The following is a 23,637-nucleotide window of genomic DNA, read 5'->3' as shown; positions in this document are numbered from 1 at the left end:
CTTACCGTAAATATTCTGTATAAACGTCAATGTCGGCTCCCCATAATACATTTGCTAAGTGTGTAGATGGCGCAGTTGCCACTTCTCGGTACGAGCGATCAATATAGATATGCTCGGCTTGCGGGAATTCTTTTCGAAATTGTTTCCTTAACTTTTCTCCAGCATCATCAGCATCCACTAGCACATACACTTCCTTATCAAAAAACTGATCAACGAGCTCATCCATTTTCGACAAACCAATTGTACCATTTGTACAAACAATTTCCACCGGTTCACGAATAATAGATTCAATCTTTCTTCTATCTGATGTACCTTCTACAATAATGACTTTTTCTACATAAATCATATGTCATCACCCGATCACCATATACTATACAACCTTGAACTTAGTATATAGTATATTCGTTATTTTCATGTTGTTTCCTGTTTATTTTTGCAAAAGAAAAGCGCAAGCGGCTCGTTTAGATTGTGAGGGGGGATGGAGCTTCTGACGTAAAGGCGCTTTTGGCCTTGTAGGAAGAAGCGAAGCCACCGAACAATCTAGCCGCTGGAGCTGGATCATAAAGAAAAGCGGAACCGACTGTTTAGCCCTGTTGGCTAAGGTTCTTTCGCACAGAAGACGCTTTTTGTCTTCTCGTGCGGAAGGTTCTTAGACATGAAGGGCTAGGAGGTGGAGCTGGACAATGAAAAGCGCAAGCGGCTCGTTTAGATTGTGAAGACTTATGAAACCTTACCAAAAAACAGTTTTTCTCATAATAGCTTATTTATTTACATATAACTTGAATTTCATTATTTCACAAAAAATAAAAAAGGACAGCACAAAGGCTGTCCTTTAGTCGACTATAATTAGTCTTGGTTTGTCATTTCTGCATATTTTTCTGCAGTTAATAACTTCTCAACTTGGCTTGCATCAGAAAGTTCAACTTTAACCATCCATGCACCCTCGTATGGAGATTCGTTAACAAGTTCTGGTTGGTCACTTAATTCTTCGTTTACTGCTACAACTTTACCGCTTACAGGTGCGTATAACTCAGAAACTGTTTTAACAGATTCTACGCTTCCGAATGGCTCGTTAGCTTCGATTGTTGCACCTACTTCAGGAAGTTCAACGAATACGATATCGCCTAGCTCACCTTGTGCAAAGTGAGTGATACCGATAACAACTTCATTACCTTCAGTTTTTACCCATTCGTGTTCTTCAGAGTAACGTAAATTATTTGGAATGCTCATGACTGTACCTCCAGTGAATGTATTAATTATGTAAAAATACCTTATTGGTACTTTTTCCACACACTTTCAAACTGCTCTTCATTAAAACCAAGTGTTACATTCGTTCCATCTGTTACAATTGGACGTTTAATCAACATGCCATCAGATGCTAAAAGCTCATACATTTCGTCTTCGCTTGCATCTTTCAACTTATCTTTTAGACCAAGTTCACGGTAACGCATTCCACTTGTATTAAAGAATTTTTTTAATGGTAATTCACTTTTTTCATGTAAATTACGTAAATCTTCTTTTGATGGTGGATTTTCAACAATATGAATCATCTCATATGCTACATCGTTTGCCTCAAACCATTTCTTTGCCTTTTGACATGTGCCACACTTTGGATATGAATAAAATGTTACTGTCATAAATTCACCTACTTTTTTACTAACCTTTACCTTTATCATATAGAAAACGTTTTATTATTTCAAACCATTATTCGCTAAACTTTTACTTATTTCGTGATAATTTTTAATAATCCTGCGAATTTTTCTTATTTTTCCGCCATTTGTTAAGAAAAAAATAAATATATAAATTTTTTAGATTCTGCACCAAACATATATCTTAAACAAGCGTTTGATTAATTCTCCATTTTCTTTCTTAACCTTTGAACTACAGGAGTTTCTTTCTACCGAACATACAGCTTAAACAAACGTTTGATTAATTCTCTATTTTTCTTTGTTAACCCTTGAGTTACATCGGTTTCTTCCTACCGAACATACAGCTTAAACAAACGTTTGATTAAAAAAATAAGAAGCCTCTTTTGTAGGCTCCTTCATTATCTATTTAAATAATCTGCAATTGTTTGAAATACGACGATATACATATTATGAATACTTTCTTCTGTATTTCCACCATTCGATAAACCAATTGCCCATTGTTGTCCTTCACCACTTCCGATATTCGCAAACCCTTGCGTATACATAGCATTTACATCTTTTCGGGCACTGTTATACTCTATCCCTTTTGTAATAAAAATCGAATATGATTTATCTTGTAAACCGATAAAAAACACTGGTTTCTTTAGTGATGAAAATACATTTTTATATTGCTCTGTTGAGGCTTCTTGAAAGTGATCTTTCATTATTAGAAAACCATCTACTTCCTTAGATTTCTTTTCCAGTTCCTCTAACTTCATTTCCTCAAACTTTATATTCCTAAACGTATCTTTCGGCTTTTCTCCAACAACTCCAATTACGAGTGCTCTTCCGTTATATTCTAATTTTTCTCCTTCGTTATTCTTTGCACACCCAGCACCTACTAGGCATAACAATATAAAAACTAAAAAATATGATAAACGCTTCATTTAGCACCCTCACCCTTCTTTTTAGTCAAGTGACAAAAACGTAAGGTTAATTCAAGAAAATGTAAGTAAAATCGATAGCCCAATTCACGTTTCTATATTATAATCAATTGAATTTACTTACATTACTAAACATAGGAGATCAACATGAAGAAATTTAAACTTTCATCTTTTCTTCCGTTAAGTTATATACTTCTACTCGTACTCGTAAGTCCCCTTTACGACGTATTAAATAAATCGACTGTTCACGCAGTAGACGTTACAACTGTAGTAGATGATTGGATTCCATTTGTAAAAGCATTTATTATTCCTTATTTACTTTGGTTTCCATACTTATACGGCGCACTTATTTATTACTGTTTTGCTGACCGAAAGCAATATTATGTTACTTTAAGTAGTGTTATTTTTGGAAAGCTTGCTTGTTTTTCTATTTATTATTTTTGGCAAACAACTGTACCGCGTCCGACTGTCGTTGGAACAGATGTATTTTCTGAACTAGTTCGCTATATTTATAGTATCGATCAACCGGTAAACTGTTTCCCTAGCATTCACGTTCTTACTACATTTGTAATTATGTTAGCTGCCTTTAAGCGTAGAGAACAACATGCTTTTGAATATTACATCCTTACTTTCTTCGGTACACTTATTATTTTATCAACGCTATTTACGAAGCAGCATGCCTTTTTAGATGCCGTTTCTGGAATGACACTTGCAAGCATACTATACTTCGGAGTTCAGCTCTTATTAGCAAAAGAACCAATAAAAGTTCCAGTAAAACAAAATCATAAAATGTAACATAAAAAAGCAGACTGTGGCTCAGTCTGCTTTTATCTATTATTAAGGAGATTTTCAATTTAAGATTGCGGTACAGTCATATCACCAGAATGAATACGACCTGCTTTTTTAAGAGCAATGTAAAGTATATAAGAAACAGCTACTGGAATGACGATATAAGTAATTACCATCGCCGGGAGAACTTCCCATCCTTGGCTGGAAATTAAATTAATTGGTGCGATAAGAGAACTTAATCCAAGACCTGCAATTTCCTTTCCTGCTTCCAGTTGGAAAATTAATGCTGATACTGGACCGACTATAGCACTGGCGACGACAGTTGGGACGAGAATCATTGGATTTTTAGTGATATTTGGTAACTGTACTTTCGGAGTACAAAGTGCTTGAGCTAATATGCCACCTAAATTGTTTTCTTTTGCTGAGATGACAGAGAATCCGATAAACTGAGCAACGCATCCAGCAAGAGCAGCACCACCTGCAACACCGTCTAAGCTAAGTGCAATTGCTAACGCAGCTGATGAAGCTGGAGAGATAAGTAATAGTCCCCAAACTACTGCAATGACGATAGAAGCGATGAATGGGCTACCAGCTGAGCTATCTTTAATAAACGCTCCAACTGCATTTAAAACAGGAGTAATATTATGAGATAACCAAATGCCTACTAAACCAGAACCTAATATGGCCGCAAATGGAACGAGCATCATATCTAACGCAGTTTTTCCGCTTAAACGTTTACCAATATATACAGCTAAAGTTGCTGTTAATAATGCACCGATTGGCTCACCTGTTTTAATAATTAGACCAGCTTCAGTAATCGAAATGGATCCGGCACCAATCGCTCCGGCTACCATCGCCGAGAAGATTACAAGACCGTTTGCACCGAGCATAAAAGCAATTCCAGCACCAATTGCCGGTGCCATTAGTGATTTTGCAACAACTCCGATTGTAATAAGTAATGGTATATCAACAATTCTTCCTATATTTTCGATCAGTAAACCAATTCCGAGGGATACGAAAATACCTTGTGCGATTCCAGCAGATGCTTTAAATACACGAGACATTATATATTCCTTCATTTGTTTCACCTTCTCCTATAAGTTAGTAACCAATTGTTTTCATATAATCACGTAAAATATCGTTTGATTTTGCGAATCGAGATTCTTCATCCTCTGTTAAATTGAGTTCTACAACTTCTCTTATACCGTCTCTAGTAATAATAGCTGGTACTCCTGTACAAATATCATATTCACCGTACTCACCATCTAAAATGGCTGATACAGCAATGACACGGTGATCATCATTAAAGATTGAACTCGCAATATATGCTAGAGAATTTCCAATCCCGTAATAAGTAGTTCCTTTACGTTTATAAATTTCCCAGCCAGCTTTTGCAGTCTTCTCAACAATTTCATCTAAATCTATTTCACCAAATCGTTCTTTTTGTTCTTCTAAAATTTGCAGAATTGGCTTTCCACCAACAGTTACATGAGACCAAGCAACCATTTGAGAATCACCATGTTCTCCTAATGAATACCCATGAATACTACGAGGATCTACATGTAGCATTTCAGATAAAATTGTTCTTAAGCGAGAAGAATCTAGTGATGTACCAGTACCGATTACGCGATTTCTAGGTAATCCAGATAATTTCCACACTTGATATGTAATAATATCAACTGGGTTCGATGCAAGTAAGAAAATACCATCAAATCCACTTGCCATTACACCACCAACAACACTTTCCATAATCTTCGCACTCGCTCCTAAAGTATCTAAGCGACTTTGTCCAGGTTTTGGTGCTGGCCCTGCTGTAATAATGACAATGTCCATATCTTTGCAGTCTTCATAGCTTCCTGCATATACTTTTGTTCTTGTATTTGTAAAGTTAATGCAATGTGATAAATCCATTGCTTCCCCAACTGCACGTTCATGATTTATATCAATTAATAATAGTTCTTCGCAAATCCCTTGATTTACAATGGAATACGCACAACTGGATCCAACTAATCCAGTACCGATAATTGCAATTTTTCTTGTATGTCTTTTCATAGCAATCTCTCCTAATTGATCATATAATCTATTTCTTTTGTTCTTTACATTCTTAATTATAGAGGTTCCCACGATAGAAACCATGGATACTTTGTGAAATGTTGAACAAAGTTTTTGTCCTTTTTGTGAATTGTCATATTCCATTTTCGTCATATTTGTTACAACTGGAAAAATATTTATTATGTATTTATTGACATATACAAAAAGAAAACGAGCGAATAAATTCGCTCGTTTTCTTTTTCCTGTTATTCCGCACTTAATTGGCTTTTTAATTGCTGTACAATCATCGGATTAGCAGGTGCTGCCGGTTTGTAATAACTCTTTTGCTTTGCGTACTCATACATATTACGTTGGCGCGCCTCGTCTTGATTACGAATTTGAATTAACGTTTGATGTAACTGTTCATTATCAGACTGAGCAATATAATTTGCATAGCTTGTTAAACTTGCATTTAATCCTGCTAAATAATCATTTACCATATCTTTTTCATTCATTTTCCGCTTCCTCCTATCCTAGGAAAGTCATTAATTGCTGTTTCGTATTTCGTGCATCTTGCGCATCTTTTTGTAGCATTTGTTTCAGTTGTGGATCTGTACACGTCTGTGCATACTGCTCCAACTTGTTAATAATTGTTGCGTGTCCACCAATTAAATGACGTAAGTTTTCTACTTCAAGCTCTGTTAAGTTTTGCATATAACATACCCGCCTTTCTTTGTTCATTCATCATTAGTATTTGGTTCTTTTTGGATTGTATTCATCAACTTTTCCCACATATAAAAAAATAAAAGATGAATAGCTAAGCCATTCATCTTTTATACTGGTTATGTATTTATTTTTATAGAGATACAATCATACTTATACTCACAAGTAAGTTCCATATAATGTGTAAAATAATACTAGGTATAATAGATTGCGTCTTTTTGTATAACATAGCAAATACAATCCCCATAATCATTGCCGTAACCGGAAAACCACCATGAAGAATCCCAAAGATGAAGGAAGAAATAATGATACCAACTAGAAAACTATATTTCTTTTCAAAAAATCGATACAAAATACCTCTATATAAAATTTCTTCTTTAATTGGTGTAATTATAGCAACACTTAACACATATATAATACTTTGTAGACTATTTTGAAGTCCTAAGCTCCCTAATTGATCTCGCTGCTGCCCTGCACTTTCAAAGCTAAACAACTCTAACATTACATACTGAGTTAATGCAATGATGATAAAACCTATTAATAAATACAAGTAGGTTTTCCCATTTTTTAAAACAGATACATCCCATATGTTCTTAATAAAATGAAGCACTGGTTTATAAGCAAATAAAACAATAGTAACAACAGCTGCATCAAATAGAAGTAAATAATATCCCTCTAAATTAGCACGTAATACCTCTTCTCCAAAAATTCCGAGGGCTAAAGCAAGGAATAATCCCCCTAAGAGTGAGAACCCTAGAATGCTTGCAATCGTTACAACTAGATTTTTATATGTTATGTTATCTACTTCTCTTTCTGCATTATACGCGTCTAATACTGTTTTTCTCATACTATTCCTCCATTTGTTTTCATTACCTTAACAAAAATCCTTTAATACAAATATATAGATAATATAACAATTTTTTCAAAAAGAATAATATGCAATTTTACATATTATGAAAACTTTATATTTTATAGTTTTAGGAATAGAATTGCTATGCAATAATTATTATATGAAATTTTAAAAAATACTTCCTATCCACTATAACCCTCGCATCATATAAAACTTATTAGTTAAAGGAGCAATGAACATGAAAACACATGACTTCCTTACAGAAATCCAGAAGGGCTCTGAGCCTAGTCCATATCAAGATCCTATTGCTTTTATTTTCGTTTGCCTTTCCGTAGTCATATACACATTTTTCAAACCTGTAAAATAATATCATGTAATGAGAAAAAGCCTACCGCTCTTTTCGAATTATATGCACTAAAAAACCTTAGAATCACTTCTAAGGTTTTTGTTTGCCTCGCTTCTTATTCACGTAACCCTTTAATAAACGTTTCCAACAATACATGTAGACTTATATCTAAATCTAACGGCAAACCAAATCCGCCCTGTTGTTCAATCGAAGCAAATCCATGACAAATACTTCTGAATCCGCGTGTCGCATGAAGTGCATTCTCTCCTTCTAAGCCATACTGTTGTAAAACCTGAAGACAAAGCTTTACAATTCCGTCACCTGCTTTTCTTACTTCTTCATCTCGTAAAAAAGTTGCTTCATATAGTCCAGAATGTTTTCGGACAAATGCTACATACGCTTCTCCTAAAGCATGAATTGCTTCATCCATCCGTTTATCCTCGGCAGCTTCTTCCAGTCTGTTATGCAGCTTTTTGATTCCGTAAATGCCAAGATTTTTCCGTACATCTTGTAACCCTTTTACATGATTATATAGTGAGGGCGAACGTACCCCTAACGTTTGCGCTAATGAAGCTAACGTTACTTCTTGTACTCCATTTGCATCTGCAATTTCTGCTGCTGTTTCTACAATTTTTTGTAATGTAAGTCCGATTCTCGGTGACATCAATTAACCCTCTTTTCTACTTTCTATATTCCGCTTCGCTTCTTTAATAGCAAGCTCTATGAAAGCCACTGGATCGTTTATCATTTTTCCATGTCCTGCCGCAAGCAAGGAAGGCTCATATTCTCTTAACTTCTCTGCACTTTGTAATGATATTTCTTTGCTCCACGTTGCCATCGCCGGAAACGGAAACCAAAATTTCATTTGTCCTGAAACAGCCATACCTCCTCTTGTTTGGAATGCATCTCCGACAATCAGAGCTTTATTTCTTACATCAAGAAACGACATGGAGCCTGGCGTATGTCCCGGTGTCATAATCGCAAGAAGCGATCCAACTCGGTCGCCATCTTCTAATAAAATATCAGGTACCGTTTTTATCTTTTTAGGTACACCGCCTTTTATTGGCGTATTCGGTTCATCCTTTTGTAACGTCGTATCTCCTTCTAACAGCTTTCCGTCCCGCTTAGAAATATAGACTGGAACATGAGGAAGTACTTCTTTTAATGCGTCTAATGCACCGATGTGATCATCATGCGCATGTGTTAATACAATCTTAGTAATTGGTTTTCCTATTTTCTCAGCCGCCTGTAAAATACCTTTTGCGCTATATGGCAAAGCCGCATCAATTAAAGTTAAACCAGCTTCTTCCTCCACAAAGTAACAATTCACAGGAAACACTCTTGGCAAAAATGACAATTGATATACCGTTTTTTCATGTATCATCCTCATAGTCCCATCTCCCTTTTCACGAAAACTAATACCATTAGTTTTATTATACTAATGGTATTAGTTTTATGTCACTAAAAAATTTTTTTTCAAAAAAAGAACAGTAGCCGTATAAACGACTACTGTTCTTTAAAGATATTAAACTGTGTAACGCTCATCTTCTAAAATTTTCGCAGCGATTTCACGTTTCTTCGGAATTACGTTAAGTGGTGTGTGGCGAGTTAATTTACGTAATGATGATAACATCATGCGCAGCATGTCGCCGTTTTCAACTGCGATAAGTGTTTCTTTCGCATCTGCTTCGATTTCGTTAAATGCTTCTTGGCAGAATACTTCAGTGTATAACACTTTTTGTTTATTCTTTTCAAGACCAGTTGTTTTGATTGCTTTTTCTGTACGAAGAACAGCTGATTCCATTGCGTATAGATTGCTTACGATGTCAGCGATATTCACAAGAATTTCTTGCTCTTTATCTAATGCTTTACCATATTTTTGAGCCGCTAATCCAGCTACCATTAAGCCGATTTTCTTCGCATTAGTTACTAAATACTTTTGAAGTGCTAATGGCTCATCGCCTACTTCTTCTGGCATCATCATCATTAACTCTTCTTGTAATTTTTGTGCTTTTTGAAGAAGTGGTAATTCACCTTTCATCGCTTTACGTAAGAACGTACCTGGTACGATTAGGCGGTTAATTTCGTTCGTTCCTTCGAAAATACGGTTAATACGAGAATCACGGTACATTCTTTCAATCTCGTACTCTGCCATGAATCCGTAACCACCGTGAATTTGAACACCTTCATCTACTGTATAGTCTAATACTTCAGAACCGAATACTTTGTTTAAAGAGCACTCGATTGCATATTCAGCGATAGAAGCTGCTACTGCTTTACCGTCTTTTACTTCTTCTTCAGATAATGTGCTCATGCGGCTTTCGAATAAACCTACTGTACGATATACAGAGCTTTCAGCTGCATATGTTTTTGCTGCCATATTCGCAAGTTTCTCTTGAATTAATGGGAAGCGAGCGATTGGTTGTTTGAACTGTTGACGTTGGTTTGCATATTGTGCTGAAATTTCTACTGCACGTTTCGCAGATCCAACTGTACCAACACCTAATTTATAACGACCGATATTTAAAATGTTGAATGCGATAATATGACCTTTACCGATTTCACCAAGTAAGTTTTCTTTCGGTACTAACGCATCTTCTAAAATTAACGTACGCGTTGAAGAACATTTAATACCCATTTTCTTTTCTTCTGGGCTTGTAGATACGCCAGCGTAGTCTTTCTCTACGATAAATGCTGAGAAGTGCTCTCCATCGATTTTTGCATATACAACGAATACGTCAGCGAATGCAGAGTTTGTAATCCACTGTTTTTCACCATTTAATACGTAATGTGTACCTTCTGCATTTAAACGTGCAGTTGTTTTTGCACCTAATGCGTCAGATCCTGAACCTGGCTCTGTTAATGCGTATGCAGCTAATTTTTCACCAGTTGCAAGTAATGGTAAATACTTTTTCTTTTGCTCTTCGTTACCGAATAATACGATTGGTAAAGATCCGATACCTACGTGAGCACCGTGAGTAATTGCAAAGCCACCAGCGCGAGAGAATTTCTCTGCGATTAACGCTGAGCTTACTTTATCAAGACCAATTCCGCCGTACTCTTCTGGTACGTCAGCGCCTAATAAACCAAGTTCCCCAGCTTCTTTTAAAAGACGAACTGAACGATCAAATTCATGTTGCTCTAAATATTCAAGCTCTGGAAGAACTTCATTTACGATAAAGTCCTCTGTCGTTTTTGCAATCATTTTATGCTCAGATGAAAAATCTTCTGGCGTAAACACTTGATCAATCGTAATCTCATCAACTAAAAAGCTACCGCCTTTAACCGCATTTCCTACTGTTTTTTCCATGAAAATTTCCTCCTTCATATTTTCATGAGCAGCTTCTCTCTTTTTGAAAGAAGCTGGCTCTCCCTTTTTTTATAAACCTTTGTTGCTTCCATTCTTTGCTTTAGCGTCGTCTCGTTCTGAGCGAACCGCTTCCACTTTTTATAGTAATTCAAATACTCCCGCTGCTCCCATTCCGCCGCCGATACACATTGTTACGATACCGAATTGTTCGTTGCGGCGTTTCATTTCGTGAATAAGAGATAGTGTTAGTTTTGCCCCTGTACAGCCAAGTGGATGTCCAAGTGCGATTGCACCACCGTTTACGTTTACTTTTTCTTCATCTAAACCAAGTTCACGAATAACTTGAATTGATTGAGAAGCGAATGCTTCATTTAGTTCAAATAAGCCAATATCAGATAGCTCTAAGCCAGCTAGTTTTAGCGCTTTTGGAATTGCAGCGATTGGGCCGATTCCCATTACTTCTGGTGGCACGCCAGCTACTGCAAATGAACGGAATTTCGCAAGTGGCTTCATGCCATCGCTCACTGCTTTTTCGCGATCCATTAATAGTACAGATGCTGCACCGTCACTCATTTGTGAAGAGTTACCAGCTGTTACAGAACCGCGAACGTTAAATGCTGGACGTAATTTCCCTAAAATGTCTAGCGTCGTCTCTGCTCTTACACCTTCGTCTTGTGCGAAAGTGATTGTTTCTTCTTGCAGTTTATTGTTTGATCCAACCGAGCGTAACGTCACATCTACAGGTACTGTTTCATCAGCAAAGTTTCCTGCAGCTAATGCTTTCGCAGCACGTTGATGACTTCTTACTGCAAATGCATCTTGCTCTTCACGAGAAATTCCATATTTCACAGCAACTTGCTCTGCTGTATGTCCCATACCCATATAATATTCTGGAGCCGCTTCTACAAGGCGACTATTCGGACGAACAACGTGTCCCATCATTGGAACTAAACTCATTGATTCTGCTCCGCCTGATAATACAGCTTCAGAGTGACCAAGCATAATACGCTCTGCTCCGTAAGCGATACTTTGTAAACCTGAAGAACAGTAACGGTTAATCGTAATAGCTGGAACATCGTAAGAAAGTCCTGCTAATCCGCCGATATTACGAGCCATATTTAAACCTTGCTCTGCTTCTGGCATCGCACAACCGAAAATTAAATCATCGATTGGTCCTTCATAATTCGCACGCTTTAACGTTTCCTTTACTACTAACGCCCCTAGATCGTCAGGACGAACTGTTTTTAATGAACCCCTCTTTGCCTTTCCAATTGGTGTTCTTGCTCCCGCAACAATGACAGCTTCTCTCATGAACGATATCTCCCCTCGTTATTAGTTACGTAATGGCTTTCCTTTTACAAGCATGTGCTGCATTCTTGCTTGTGATTTCATCTCACTTACTAAGCTAATAAATGCTTCACGTTCTACATCTAATAAATATTGCTCATCAACTTCTGTTCCGTACGGTACTTTTCCGCCCGCAATGACATATGCAAGTTTCTTCGCAATGTGAAGGTCATACTCTGAAATGTAACCAGATAAATGCATTGCTTCTGCACCAAGTGCAAGAGTTGCATATCCTGTTTCCCCAACAACTGGTATCTTTTTGCGGATTGGCGCTTTGTAACCAGCTTCATATAAAGCAAGTGCTTTCTGTTTCGCATCGTATAGTAAGTGATCACCATTCACACTAATACCATCTTTATCACCTAAGAAGTTATGAGAAACTGCTTCTTGTCCTGAAGTTGAAACTTTCGCCATTGCGACTGTTTCGAACACTTTATTTGCAACTTTTTGCAGATCAAACTCTACACCGTTTGCCATTTTGTTTAAGTGTTTAATGTATAGCTCTTTATTACCGCCTCCGCCAGGGATTAAGCCAACACCAACTTCTACTAAGCCCATATACGTTTCACTAGAAGCTTGAATGCTCGCTGCTGGTAAGCAAACTTCTGTACCTCCGCCAAGCGTCATACCATATGGTGCTGCTACAACTGGCTTAGAAGAGTACTTAATTTTCGTCATTGCATCTTGGAAGTTTTTCACAACTAACTCAATTTCAAAGTAGTTGTCGTCTTGTGCTTCCATTAAGATCATTGCTAGGTTCGCACCAACGCAGAAGTTCTTCGATTGGTTACCGATAACAAGACCTTTATAATTCTTTTCTACTTCATCAACAGCGTAGTTAATCATTTGCGTAATATCCATACCGATTGCATTGCTCTTCGAATGGAACTCTAAGCAAAGGATGCCGTCGCCTAAATCAATTAAGCTCGCTCCGCTATTTTTCTTTAATACACCATTTTTCGCTTTTAATTGCTTAAGAGAAATTGCTTTTTTATTACGCTCGATTAGCTTATATTCGCCATTATCGTAATAGTAGCTATCGCCGTTATCATGTTTATAGAAAGTAGTGAAACCTTTCTCTAACATTTCTTTCACCCAAGTAGGAACAACTACGCCGTTTTCTTCCATCTTTTGAACAGATTTTTCAACGCCGATTGCATCCCACACTTCAAATGGCCCTTGCTCCCATCCGAAGCCCCACTTCATCGCTTGATCAATTGCAACGATATCGTCAGCAATTTCTTTATGAAGTTTTGCAGAGTATAAAAGAGTTGGTGTAATGATGTTCCATAATAACTCTCCTGCACGGTCTTTTGCGTATACAAGCGCTTTCAATTTATTCGCTAATCCTTTTTCTTGTTTACTTAACTCTACGGATGCAGCTTTTAATTTTTTACGCGCTTCGTATTCCATCGTTTCAGGATTTAATTCTAAAATTTCTTTTCCTTGTTTTAAGAAGAAGCCTTGACCCGTTTTACTTCCAAGCCATTTTTTCTCCAGCATGTCATGCATGAAAGCTGGTACTTTAAATACATCACGCTCTTCTTCTTGCACATTTTCATATACGTTATTTGCAACGTGTACGAATGTATCTAAACCGACAACATCTAATGTGCGGAACGTTGCGCTCTTCGGACGACCAATAAGTGGGCCTGTTACAGAATCAACTTCCCCAATGCTATAGCCGCGTTTTACCATCTCTTGAAGAGTAACAAGTAAACCGTACGTACCGATGCGGTTTCCAATAAAGTTTGGTGTATCTTTTGCGATAACAACGCCTTTTCCAAGAACGTCTTCGCCAAATAGTTTCATGAAGCTTAATACTTGTGGATCTGTTTCTTTCGTCGGTATTACCTCTAGAAGTTTTAAATATCGTGGTGGGTTAAAAAAGTGTGTGCCTAAGAAGTGTTTCTGGAAGTCGTCTGAACGACCTTCTGCCATTTTTTCAACTGAAATACCTGACGTATTCGAGCTTACGATAGAACCCGGTTTACGAACCGCATCTACTTTTTCAAATAGTTTCTTTTTAATATCTAAGTTTTCAACTACTACTTCAATAATCCAATCTACATCAGCTAGACGCTCAAGGTCATCTTCTAAGTTACCTGCTTCAATCAGTGCTAAATTTCCTTTCACTGTCAGAGGAGCTGGTTTTTGCTTTAATAGTTTTTGCACAGCCGTATTACTAAAACGATTTCTCACACTTTTATGTTCTAATGTAAGTCCCTTCGCTTCTTCTTCTTTCGTAAGCGCAGGTGGTACAATATCAAGCAATAATGTCGGAATACCAATATTAGCTAAGTGTGCCGCAATTCCCGAACCCATTACGCCTGAACCTAGAACAGCAGCCTTTTTAATTTGGAACATCCAATTCTCCCCCTATTCTTGAATGAATGCTCATTCAATTTTTCGACATAAGTCGCAATCAATGAGTGAGCCTCTACTAATAAATATATGATACTGTTTAAATTTTCGCAATATATTTATTGATAAAATTTTCTGAAATAAATATTTTTCTTTTATTTGCCCATGCTATATATGTATTTTCTTCACTAAAATACACTTTCCCTTTTTATAATCTGACGAAACTGGAGGAATATATATGGCAAAACTTAAGAAGAACCCTTCAAAGGCTGGAATTAGTGCAGCTAGTGTAACTGGAAACGCAGGTCCGCATAACCACGGTGTTGAAAAAGGACGCCAAGGTAATAACCAACAATATAAAAAGCATAATATGGGCGAAAAATAACGCTATATTTTTGGGCAGAGAACGTGGCATAATGATTAATGGCTGCTTTTTCTGCCCAATTTATTTGTAACAAATGAGGGAATTATAATGAAACGAACAATAGTTATGATTGTAATGATTGCCACACTATTTACAGGGATGATTTTCTTCTCTTATGCACAAAGGCAACAAGCTGTAAGAGCTGATCAACCTAATATTACTGGGCAATATGGAGTTACAATCGATGCAGACACAGGTGAAGTTTTGTATGGAAAACGCGAAGACGAACGCTCTTATCCGGCTAGTATAGCCAAAATGATGACAACCCTTCTTTTACTAGAGAATGTAAAAGAGGATGAAGAAATTACAGTTACAGAAAACGCAATTAAAACAGAAAGTCAAAGTAAGAAAATTAAACTTCGTGCTGGGGAAAAGTTAAAACGTGATGAGGCATTAAAACTGATGCTTATCATTAGTGCAGATCCAATAGCTGAATCCATCGCAGAACATATTGCAGGATCAAAAAATGAATTTGTGAAAATGATGAATACTAGAGCGAAGGAACTCGGTACAAAGCATGCGACTTTCAAGAACGCAAGTGGTGCTGATGCACTTGGAAATAAAGTATCGCCATATGACATTGCTATTATTACGAAAGAAGCATTAAAGTATCCAGTTGTTTTAGAATATATGAATTCAACACGTACAACTCTACATACTTCAGAACGCTCTCCAAACATCGCAAACTACGGACGAGAAGAACTATATGACGATCCATATGCGATTGGAAGTAAAAGTGGTCTATCAGCACTTGGCAAATATACAGTCGTAACAGTGGATGAAAAAGACGGTAAACGCGTCATTAACGTCGTATTATCTTCTACTCGCGCGCAACTATATCCTGATACGAAGAAAATGGCACATTATGCATTTCAGCAATTAAAATAACCAAGGAGTATTTTCTCCTTGGTTATTTTTTAACCATACCTTTTAATACGAACGCAACGTTTGCTGGACGCTCTGCTAGACGGCGCATGAAATATCCATACCAATCGTTTCCATAAGGTACGTAAACACGCATTTTGTAACCTTCTTTTACTAGCTCAAGTTGACGCTCATTACGAATACCATATAACATTTGGAATTCAAATTGATTCCTTGGAATATTATGTTCTTCAGCAAGTTTTTTTGTATATTCAATAATCGCTTCGTCATGTGAAGCAATTGCAGTATAATTTCCATTTAATAAGTGCATTTTAATAATCTTTTTATAATTGTCATCTACATCTTTCTTGTCCGGGAACGCCACTTCTTCAGGTTCTTTATAAGCTCCTTTTACAAGACGTAAATTAGGTTTATAAGCATTTAAATCCTCAATATCTTTTTCTGTACGATATAGGTAAGCTTGAATAACAGTACCAATATTATCGTACTCAGATTTTAACTGTTTAAAGATATCAATTGTTTTACCACAGCGTGTATAGTCTTCCATATCAATTGTAACGAACACACCATTTTCTTTTGCAGCTTCTAAAATACGGCGCATATTGTTCATTACGATTTCATCAGAGATATCTAATCCCATAGAAGTCATCTTTAAAGAAAGCTGCGAATCAAGACCTTCTCTTCCAATTGCACGGATCGCTTCAATCGATTGGTTAGCCATTTCATTTGCTTCCGCTTCATTATCAACGAATTCACCTAAATAATCGATTGTTACACAAAGACCTTGCTTATTTAATTGTTGAATGGCAGCTGTCGCTAATTCAATCGTCTCCCCTGCGACGAAGCGACCTGCACCAAAGCGTAAACCGTACTTTTTAGCCAGTTTTGTTAGCGCTTTATTTTTAGATAAGAAAAGAAACGAATTTCGCATTAATTGTTCCATGTAATTCACCCCTATGACTGTAATTTATCTGTTTTTTACCCCTCTTCAAAATTATATCATTGTTTAAAATTATTGGATACAAATAATTATTTAGATAATTTATAAAATACTATAAAAACATTTAAAAACCTATATTTCTGCTTATAAATATACCTGAAATATTTTTCGACATTTAGAAAAATGGAGTTTAATAGGTATAAAATAGGCATGTCGAAAATATTCGACATGCCTATAAAATCCTTTATATTCCATGTAAATTATATAAGGATATTAATACAGAAAACTTGCGATTATATTTACCTCAAGTTTTTTTATTGCTCATTTCGCTTCTCTTCATTCAGCCTTTTAATATCTGTAATTAACTGTACCATCTCTTCTTTCGCATCTGGATAAGTTTCATTCCAATGCTTTACTAAAGCTGGCATCGTCTTAGCTATGTAAGAATACAGTGCCCACTTCTGTACCTGTTCTTTTCTCTCTTCATTGCTCTCTCCAAGTAACAGCTCAGTATATTTCTCCAGTAAACCATCAAACTGCTCGTTAAACTTTTCACTCATTTTATTTACCTCCTATATGAAAAAAGCAGCGAAGATCGCTGCTTTTTCTTATAATTTTGATCGAACAGAGTTTAATTTTTTCTCCATTGTGCTTACTTTATCACGACGATCATCAATACGAATAGTTGTTGCAACACGCTGTGCACCTTTCGTATATGGAACTTCATGCATTTGTTGAATTACTTCTAGAATGACAGGAAGATCTCCTTCAATAATTGTATTCATCGGTGTTAATTGATACTTCACGCGATCCGCATTTTTCTCTAGCACCTTTTGTACTTCTGCTACATATTCACTAACACTTGGATTACCTGTTCCTACTGGAATAATCGATACATCAACAATTGCCATAGTAGTCTTCCTCCTATAATCGTTTCTTATATATCCATTGTCTATTTTACCGAAATCCTCATCATTTTACTAATATGTTACTCTTCCACTTTAAACTGCTCGACTAATCTTTCTAAATCTCTCATATGTTCTGTCAAACTTTCCATCGTGTGAGCTACCTTTTCTAAATGATTCACCTGTGATTCCGTTGCAGCATGTACCTCTTCAGAAACAGCTGCACTTTCTTGACTCGTACCAGCAATTGTATGCATTACCGCTGTAATTTCCCCTTGCTCATAACCTATGTTATGTACCTCTTCTACAATTTTTTCAACTGAAGTACTAATCGTATTTACAACTGACATAATTGTACGGAACTCCATTTCCGCCTCTGTCGTCACTTTATTTTGCACATCTGCAATGTCTTTCAATTTACTTACAACTTCTACAACCCTTTTTACTTCTAATTGTACATCACCAATCATCATTGTAATTTCTCCGGTTGCCTCTTTTGATTGTTCTGCTAATTTCCGAACCTCTTCAGCAACAACCGCAAATCCCTTACCTTGCTCACCTGCACGGGCAGCTTCAATCGATGCATTTAAAGCAAGTAAATTTGTTTGATCCGAAATACCTTTTATAAGCTCAACAACATTTTGAATCGATCCAACTCTTTGTTCTAACTTATCCGATGCTTCTTCTGTATGAACAACAATCGAAGATGATTGTCCCCTCGTACGGATTAAATTCCTCATTGTATTTAATCCTTGCTTAGATGCCTCTTCCGCTTTGCCAGCCACTCCTTTTATTTCACCAACGGAGCTATTCATTTGTTCTACTGACTCCGCCATATTCTCGAGCTGAGCTGAAACTTCATCCACACTATTCGCAAGAGTAGAAGCTCCTCCGCTCACATCATCCATCGCTCCTGAAACTTCTCTACTAGCCGCTACTGTTTCGTTCGTTAAATAATGTAAACTATTCGTTGATTGTTGCACCGTTGATACGCTGTTTTTAATTTTACTTACCATTTCATTCATTTGTTCAACCATATCATTAAAGTGCTTCGTCAACTCTCCAACTTCATCTTTACTTGTCACTTTCATTCGCAGCGTTAAATCGCCTTCTGCTACTTTTTGCACGTGATTCTTTAATAGTTGCAGTGGTCTTGCTAATCTTCTTGAGAACAAGTAGGAAGCTACGATTCCAACTAATAAACTAATACATGCCATTATAATAACTGTATTTCTCGTACTATTTAATAGCCCATCGATCGTTTCTTTCGGATAAAAGATTCCTATCGTCCATTTCATCGTATCAAATGATTGACTGTAAACAACTACATCTTCACCTTTTATTGTAGTGACCGCATATTTTGTTCCCTCTTTATTTAAGCTCTTTATAAGCGGCTCTTTAGAAACATCTTTCCCTATCTTTTCTGGATAAACAAGAGCCATATTTTTATCATTTATAATAAACATTTCTCCGTCATTATTGTATTGAATATTGTGAAGCAACTTCTGAATCGTCCCAAGCGATACATCCATCGCAACAACGCCTAATACAGATCCATCTTGAGCTGTAATTGCTTTAGAAACACCTACACTTAACTTTCCTGTTGCAATTTCATAAGAAGGTTGTCCCCAATGGACCTTTTTTACATCAGCCTCTGAATCTTTATACCATGGTCTTGTCGTTGGATCATATCCTTCTGGCACTTGCCCACCTTCAGCAAGATTGGCACTTAATGTTTTTTTATCTTTCGTACCAATATATAAATCTAAAATACCAGGATGATTCTTTTTATACTCCGCAAACTCTTTCGTTAAAAACGCTTCCTCTTCTGGAGTAACCCCACCTTGAAGTATATTACGAATCATCTCACTGTTCGCGTAATACCCCATATCTTCATCCGTTCTTTGAACAAATGTCGTAAGTTGCTCTGTCACAAGATCCATCGCATTTTGAGAATACTCGTCTAAGGAACGCACTTCCTTTTCTTTCTGTAATTGATACACAGCTGTACCCAATATTACGAACATCATAGAAATAAGAACTGAAAACACTACCGCAATTTTTAAACGTAAACTTCTTAACATTTCCCCCAAAGCATCCCCTTCGCATTAAATTAAAATCTTATTAATCATTATATTAAGTATAATAGATAAAATTAAAAAATTGAAATTAATTCTCACCTTAATACAATTAGAAAACGGACTACCACTTGTGCAAAAACAAATAGTTCATTATCCTTAAAATATAATCTCATTCGTTCGGAGGGAACTATGTTACAAAAATTCGGTTTCTCACAATATGAAAGCCAAGCTTATGAAGTTGTCGTATCAAGCAATGAACCATTAGATGCTACAACAATTGTGAAGCATTCAGGTGTTCCAAAAGCAAAAATATATGAAGTACTAGCACGCCTAATCGATAAAGGAATGGTAATGGATTCTGTTTCAGAAAAGAAAAAATTGTATACAGCATTACCACTAAAACTAGCAATTGAAAAATTAACGACAGAATTCCAATCAAATATTAAAGAACTAGAAACAAACATATCAAAAAAATCATTTACAGATGACCGTGTGTGGAGCTTAAAAATGCAATCTTCTATTCGAGTTCAAAGTAAAGAACTCATTGAAAGTGCACAAGAATCAATCCGTATTTCAGCTTGGAATGATACTCTTTTAGAATATCTCCCTTTACTAGAACAAAAAGCAAAACAAGGTGTTCAAATTGAATCTCTTATTGTTGGAGAAGTAGAAACAGACTTAGAAAACATGCATTTTCTAATCCCAGCTGAAGAACCTAATGCATTAGAGCGCTACTTGCTACTTATCGTTGACGATCGTGAAATTTTATTTGCTGGCGTAGAACAAGAGTCATGGCAAGCGATGAAAACAATGTCACAACCTTTCGTAAAGTTCTTTACAGAATTTTTCTATCACGACGTTGCACTTGCAAAGATCACCCAGAAGCACCACGATCTCTTTATGGAAGATGAGGAAATTAAGAGTTTGTTGATGAAATTGAGGTACTAATTAAATAATAAAAAGGAGTCTAATTTTTCACTTAGACTCCTTTTCGTTTTGTTCCTTTATCTCTATCAACAGCTCAATGATTTTTTCATTTTGCTCTACTTGCTTCTCTGAATTTTGATAGATGAAACGAACCCATCTAAGTGCAAGAATAATAAGAAACAACGGAAGCATTGAAATTAGAAGACCAATAATTGAAAAATTCGTATACATATACCTCACCTCGCTATATACCCTTTTCTCCATTTACCTACTAAAACCTGCAATTTTTTACAAATAAAAAAAGAACCTATCAAACGATAGATTCTTCTTTCACGAACTGAGTAGAGCGTCCTCTCATAATCGAGAAAATCGCGCAAAGCAGTGCTAATATAATAAAGCCACCGCCTACCCAAGCATTATATATAACAGATGATTTTTCAATAACAACTCCGCCTACTGTTGAACCAAGTGCAATTCCTAAATGAAGCGCAGAGTTATTTAAACCTTGCTGAATACCAGCTGATTCCGGTGCAATTTCAATTAAATAATTTTGCTGTGCTGGTGAAATCGCCCAGCTCAGCATACTCCAAAGTCCCATCATAATGATGAAGAGCGGGAATGAGAATGTCATTAATGGCAGTATGAAGATTGCACACGCAAATACGATAATGATAGAAATAATACTTTTCTTCGATCCCCATTTATCAGCAAGCCAGCCACCGAATCCGCCGCCGATTACTGCTGCGATTCCGAAAATAAAGTAAAACACACTAATCCAGTTTGCATCAACATGCATGACATCTTTTAAAAACGGTGTTAAATATGCATACAATGTTAAATGCCCCGTTAAAAACAAAAATGATGTTAACTGTGCACTTACAATTTTTTTATCTTTTAAAGTAGCAAGTTGTTCTTTTATTGATAATACCGATGTCGGTGGTACTTTCGTTAAAAACAATGAAATACAAGCTATTGCCATAACTGTTAACACAGAAATTAATACAAATGGTGCACGCCATCCGTATGCATTTCCGAGTACAAGACCGAGCGGTACTCCAAGTACAAGTGATCCACTAATTCCCATAAAAATGATTCCAATTGCACGCGCACGAAAATGCGGTTCTACTACACTAGACGCAAGTGTTACAGATAGTGCAATAATTAATGAACCACTCGCCGCACAAATAACCCTTGAGAACATTAGCATTCCGTAATTCACACTAAACGCGGAAATAATATTTCCGATTAAGAAAATCGATAATGCTCCAACATACAATGTTTTTCTTTCAAACTTCCCTGTCACAGCTAATAAAACTGGACCTGACAAAGCAAATACTACCGAAAATATTGTTATAAGCTGACCAGCTGCGCTAATAGATACTCCTAAATCATTGGCAACTAAATCGAGCGTTCCTCCTATAATTAACTCAACCGTTCCGACTACGAAAGCCGCGATAGCTAAAATATAAACACGAAAATTCAAGTCTTTCCCCACGCTTTCTATTTTGGTTACTACGATTATAGTAACCAAAATAGAAAGTGGACGCAAGTATAATTTTTTTACAGTAAAAAAGGTAGGCGTATTATACGCCTACCCTTCCATCATTCTGTTTCTTTCTTCTTATTTAAATACCAATACACCGGCAGTCCAGTAAAGACAATTCCAATTGATAAGAAACAACTTACTGGATCGTTAATAATCGCACTACCGATTACAAAGAACGAACCTAAAATCGCTACGATTGGTACGATTGGGAATAACGGTACACTATATGCACGCTCTTTATTCTTATTACGTTTTCTTAAGATGAAGACACCAATAAACGTCATTACGTAGAAAATATAAATAATGAATACGGAAATCTCAGATAGCTTATTTGGATCACTAATAATCATTAAAATAATTCCTAAAATGATTTCAACAGTAATCGCATTTGCTGGTGTTTTAAATCTCGGACTTTCCTTTGCAATAAACTTAGAAAATGGAAGTTGTCCACGCTCTGCCATAGACATTGGAATACGTGGGAATGTTAAAATCTTTCCATTTAAACAACCGAAAATAGAAACGATAATACCGATACTAATAATTTTCCCACCATATTCTCCAAGTAACATGCCTGCAGCTGTCGCTGTTGCATTTTCTCCAAGGTCTACAATTTTCGCTGCTGGTAATACATTTAATAACGCCAAGTTAATTAATACGTAAGCAGCCGTTACGATTAAAATCCCTACTGTCATTGCTTTCGGTAATAACTTTGTTGGATTCTTCATTTCTCCACCAATCGAAGCAAGTAAAATCCAGCCGTCATAAGCAAATAACGTTGCTAAAATTGCCATACCGATACTTTGATTTTCCGATATCGGCACAACTACGTTAAAGATATCGCTATTCCCTTTCCAGAAACCTAGCACAACAATTAACACAATCGGAATCATCTTCCCAATTGTCGTGATTGTTTGAACGATACCTCCGTATTTTGTTCCCATACTATTTACAACGCCAAGGAACACAACCGTTCCAATTGCGATTGGTAAATTCCACACTTTATCTAAATAGAAAAAATTAATCATTAAAGAACTAAAGTATAAACCTAATGTTCCGATAATAGCAGGTCCATAAACAATTGTTTGCATCCAACCTGATAAATATCCCCAAAAACTTCCGTAAATCTCCTCTAAATACGTATACAACCCACCATTTTTCGGGATTTGCGCTCCAATTTCAGCTACTGTTAAACCACTTGCTAGCGTCAACAGACCACCAATTACCCAAGCAAGAATGGCCATATTAGAACTCCCCGAGTAATCTAATACGCTCCCTGGTTTCATAAACACACCAGATCCAATAATCGTTCCTACTACGATAGAAAGTGCTACTGTTAAACCAATTTTGTTCTTCTCATCATGATGCATGCTGCGTATCCTCCTTCCAATCCTAGTGTGATGCAAAAATGAAATAAAAAAACACTCCTCCCTAAAAAAGGGACGAGTGTTGTATTCGTGGTTCCACCCTTGTTTCAATTCGTAAAGTAACACACTTCACCAATTTCTCAAGTCTAAATAACGGTTTTTGCCGGCAAGCAATTACTAGATGCTCGTTCACTGCTGCAGTTCAGAGGTGGTAATCCATTTTTCCGTATTAG

At 36.5% G+C, this 23,637-nt stretch carries 25 protein-coding genes and 1 other annotated feature (1 of these 26 cut by a window edge); of the genes, 4 read left to right on the top strand and 21 right to left on the bottom strand.

Annotated elements, in window-relative coordinates:
• Window position 1 precedes the first annotated feature (1 nt).
• The 4 genes from DN401_RS08225 to DN401_RS08210 form a co-directional block, all read right to left on the bottom strand.
• Window positions 2-346: a toprim domain-containing protein gene (locus DN401_RS08225; RefSeq protein ID WP_000640870.1), complete on the bottom strand. Its 345-nt coding sequence runs from the start codon at window positions 344-346 to the stop codon at window positions 2-4.
• A gap of 500 nt (window positions 347-846) precedes the next feature.
• On the bottom strand, window positions 847-1,230 hold the full coding sequence (gene gcvH / locus DN401_RS08220) for a glycine cleavage system protein GcvH (protein WP_000026897.1): 384 nt from the start codon (window positions 1,228-1,230) through the stop codon (window positions 847-849).
• 41 nt (window positions 1,231-1,271) lie between these two features.
• Window positions 1,272-1,637 carry an arsenate reductase family protein gene (locus tag DN401_RS08215; protein WP_000218968.1) on the bottom strand — a complete coding sequence of 122 codons (366 nt, stop codon included), beginning with the start codon at window positions 1,635-1,637 and terminating at the stop codon, window positions 1,272-1,274.
• A gap of 410 nt (window positions 1,638-2,047) precedes the next feature.
• On the bottom strand, window positions 2,048-2,575 hold the full coding sequence (locus DN401_RS08210; RefSeq protein WP_000826909.1) for a hypothetical protein: 528 nt from the start codon (window positions 2,573-2,575) through the stop codon (window positions 2,048-2,050).
• A gap of 144 nt (window positions 2,576-2,719) precedes the next feature.
• On the opposite strand from DN401_RS08210, the gene DN401_RS08205 reads away from it, so the two are divergent.
• Window positions 2,720-3,367 carry a phosphatase PAP2 family protein gene (locus DN401_RS08205; protein ID WP_000713769.1) on the top strand — a complete coding sequence of 216 codons (648 nt, stop codon included), beginning with the start codon at window positions 2,720-2,722 and terminating at the stop codon, window positions 3,365-3,367.
• A gap of 59 nt (window positions 3,368-3,426) precedes the next feature.
• Here DN401_RS08205 and DN401_RS08200 read toward each other — a convergent pair whose 3' ends face one another.
• The 10 genes from DN401_RS08200 to DN401_RS08155 all read right to left on the bottom strand — a co-directional run bounded on the left by DN401_RS08200 (window position 3,427) and on the right by DN401_RS08155 (window position 14,335).
• Complete coding sequence (locus tag DN401_RS08200) at window positions 3,427-4,440, bottom strand: PTS sugar transporter subunit IIC (RefSeq protein WP_000666172.1); 1,014 nt, start codon at window positions 4,438-4,440, stop codon at window positions 3,427-3,429.
• A 22-nt stretch (window positions 4,441-4,462) separates the two neighbouring features.
• Window positions 4,463-5,413 (bottom strand): L-lactate dehydrogenase, encoded by a 951-nt coding sequence (locus tag DN401_RS08195; RefSeq protein ID WP_000820649.1) that lies wholly within the window; start codon window positions 5,411-5,413, stop codon window positions 4,463-4,465.
• Between the two features lie 245 nt (window positions 5,414-5,658).
• Entirely contained in the window at window positions 5,659-5,907 is a 249-nt protein-coding gene (locus DN401_RS08190) for a spore coat protein (RefSeq protein ID WP_001002981.1), read from the bottom strand.
• Window positions 5,908-5,920: 13 nt separating this feature from the next.
• Window positions 5,921-6,106, bottom strand: coding sequence for a hypothetical protein (locus DN401_RS08185; RefSeq protein WP_001180555.1), 186 nt, complete (start codon window positions 6,104-6,106; stop codon window positions 5,921-5,923).
• Window positions 6,107-6,248: 142 nt separating this feature from the next.
• On the bottom strand, window positions 6,249-6,962 hold the full coding sequence (locus tag DN401_RS08180) for a CPBP family intramembrane glutamic endopeptidase (RefSeq protein WP_001232992.1): 714 nt from the start codon (window positions 6,960-6,962) through the stop codon (window positions 6,249-6,251).
• Window positions 6,963-7,426: 464 nt separating this feature from the next.
• On the bottom strand, window positions 7,427-7,975 hold the full coding sequence (locus DN401_RS08175) for a TetR/AcrR family transcriptional regulator (protein WP_000074927.1): 549 nt from the start codon (window positions 7,973-7,975) through the stop codon (window positions 7,427-7,429).
• A 3-nt stretch (window positions 7,976-7,978) separates the two neighbouring features.
• Complete coding sequence (locus tag DN401_RS08170) at window positions 7,979-8,701, bottom strand: MBL fold metallo-hydrolase (protein WP_001242337.1); 723 nt, start codon at window positions 8,699-8,701, stop codon at window positions 7,979-7,981.
• Between the two features lie 135 nt (window positions 8,702-8,836).
• Window positions 8,837-10,621 carry an acyl-CoA dehydrogenase family protein gene (locus DN401_RS08165; protein WP_000416291.1) on the bottom strand — a complete coding sequence of 595 codons (1,785 nt, stop codon included), beginning with the start codon at window positions 10,619-10,621 and terminating at the stop codon, window positions 8,837-8,839.
• 138 nt (window positions 10,622-10,759) lie between these two features.
• On the bottom strand, window positions 10,760-11,932 hold the full coding sequence (locus DN401_RS08160; protein ID WP_001206324.1) for an acetyl-CoA C-acetyltransferase: 1,173 nt from the start codon (window positions 11,930-11,932) through the stop codon (window positions 10,760-10,762).
• A 21-nt stretch (window positions 11,933-11,953) separates the two neighbouring features.
• On the bottom strand, window positions 11,954-14,335 hold the full coding sequence (locus tag DN401_RS08155) for a 3-hydroxyacyl-CoA dehydrogenase/enoyl-CoA hydratase family protein (protein WP_000486377.1): 2,382 nt from the start codon (window positions 14,333-14,335) through the stop codon (window positions 11,954-11,956).
• Window positions 14,336-14,570: 235 nt separating this feature from the next.
• Between DN401_RS08155 and DN401_RS08150 the strand changes: the two genes are divergently transcribed.
• Entirely contained in the window at window positions 14,571-14,717 is a 147-nt protein-coding gene (locus DN401_RS08150; RefSeq protein ID WP_001096344.1) for a YuzL family protein, read from the top strand.
• 87 nt (window positions 14,718-14,804) lie between these two features.
• The gene (locus DN401_RS08145; RefSeq protein ID WP_000831463.1) at window positions 14,805-15,644 is read left to right on the top strand and encodes a D-alanyl-D-alanine carboxypeptidase family protein; all 840 of its coding nucleotides are present in this window, start codon (window positions 14,805-14,807) and stop codon (window positions 15,642-15,644) included.
• A gap of 22 nt (window positions 15,645-15,666) precedes the next feature.
• Here DN401_RS08145 and DN401_RS08140 read toward each other — a convergent pair whose 3' ends face one another.
• The 4 genes from DN401_RS08140 to DN401_RS08125 form a co-directional block, all read right to left on the bottom strand.
• Window positions 15,667-16,584, bottom strand: coding sequence for a proline dehydrogenase family protein (locus DN401_RS08140; protein WP_000436784.1), 918 nt, complete (start codon window positions 16,582-16,584; stop codon window positions 15,667-15,669).
• A gap of 311 nt (window positions 16,585-16,895) precedes the next feature.
• Entirely contained in the window at window positions 16,896-17,141 is a 246-nt protein-coding gene (locus DN401_RS08135; protein WP_001290594.1) for a YusU family protein, read from the bottom strand.
• A gap of 48 nt (window positions 17,142-17,189) precedes the next feature.
• On the bottom strand, window positions 17,190-17,492 hold the full coding sequence (locus DN401_RS08130; RefSeq protein ID WP_001018860.1) for an MTH1187 family thiamine-binding protein: 303 nt from the start codon (window positions 17,490-17,492) through the stop codon (window positions 17,190-17,192).
• Window positions 17,493-17,569: 77 nt separating this feature from the next.
• Complete coding sequence (locus DN401_RS08125; RefSeq protein ID WP_002204856.1) at window positions 17,570-19,570, bottom strand: methyl-accepting chemotaxis protein; 2,001 nt, start codon at window positions 19,568-19,570, stop codon at window positions 17,570-17,572.
• Window positions 19,571-19,756: 186 nt separating this feature from the next.
• On the opposite strand from DN401_RS08125, the gene DN401_RS08120 reads away from it, so the two are divergent.
• Entirely contained in the window at window positions 19,757-20,515 is a 759-nt protein-coding gene (locus DN401_RS08120; RefSeq protein WP_000939481.1) for a TrmB family transcriptional regulator, read from the top strand.
• A 27-nt stretch (window positions 20,516-20,542) separates the two neighbouring features.
• On the opposite strand, the gene DN401_RS08115 is transcribed toward DN401_RS08120, so the two are convergent.
• From DN401_RS08115 to DN401_RS08105, 3 genes are all read right to left on the bottom strand, one after another.
• On the bottom strand, window positions 20,543-20,725 hold the full coding sequence (locus DN401_RS08115) for a hypothetical protein (protein WP_006918814.1): 183 nt from the start codon (window positions 20,723-20,725) through the stop codon (window positions 20,543-20,545).
• Between the two features lie 79 nt (window positions 20,726-20,804).
• Window positions 20,805-21,989, bottom strand: coding sequence for an MFS transporter (locus DN401_RS08110; RefSeq protein WP_121868607.1), 1,185 nt, complete (start codon window positions 21,987-21,989; stop codon window positions 20,805-20,807).
• Window positions 21,990-22,096: 107 nt separating this feature from the next.
• Window positions 22,097-23,407, bottom strand: a complete 1,311-nt coding sequence (locus tag DN401_RS08105) for an APC family permease (protein ID WP_000546311.1) — start codon at window positions 23,405-23,407, stop codon at window positions 22,097-22,099.
• A gap of 65 nt (window positions 23,408-23,472) precedes the next feature.
• Window positions 23,473-23,637: a binding site (T-box leader), on the bottom strand; it runs 72 nt beyond the window's last position.

Origin of the sequence: Bacillus sp. BF2-3 (assembly GCF_008368795.1) — a bacterium.
Taxonomy (GTDB): domain Bacteria; phylum Bacillota; class Bacilli; order Bacillales; family Bacillaceae_G; genus Bacillus_A; species Bacillus_A cereus.
Note: the sequence above shows the minus strand (reverse complement) of the source record. Positions and strands in the feature narration are given on the sequence as shown.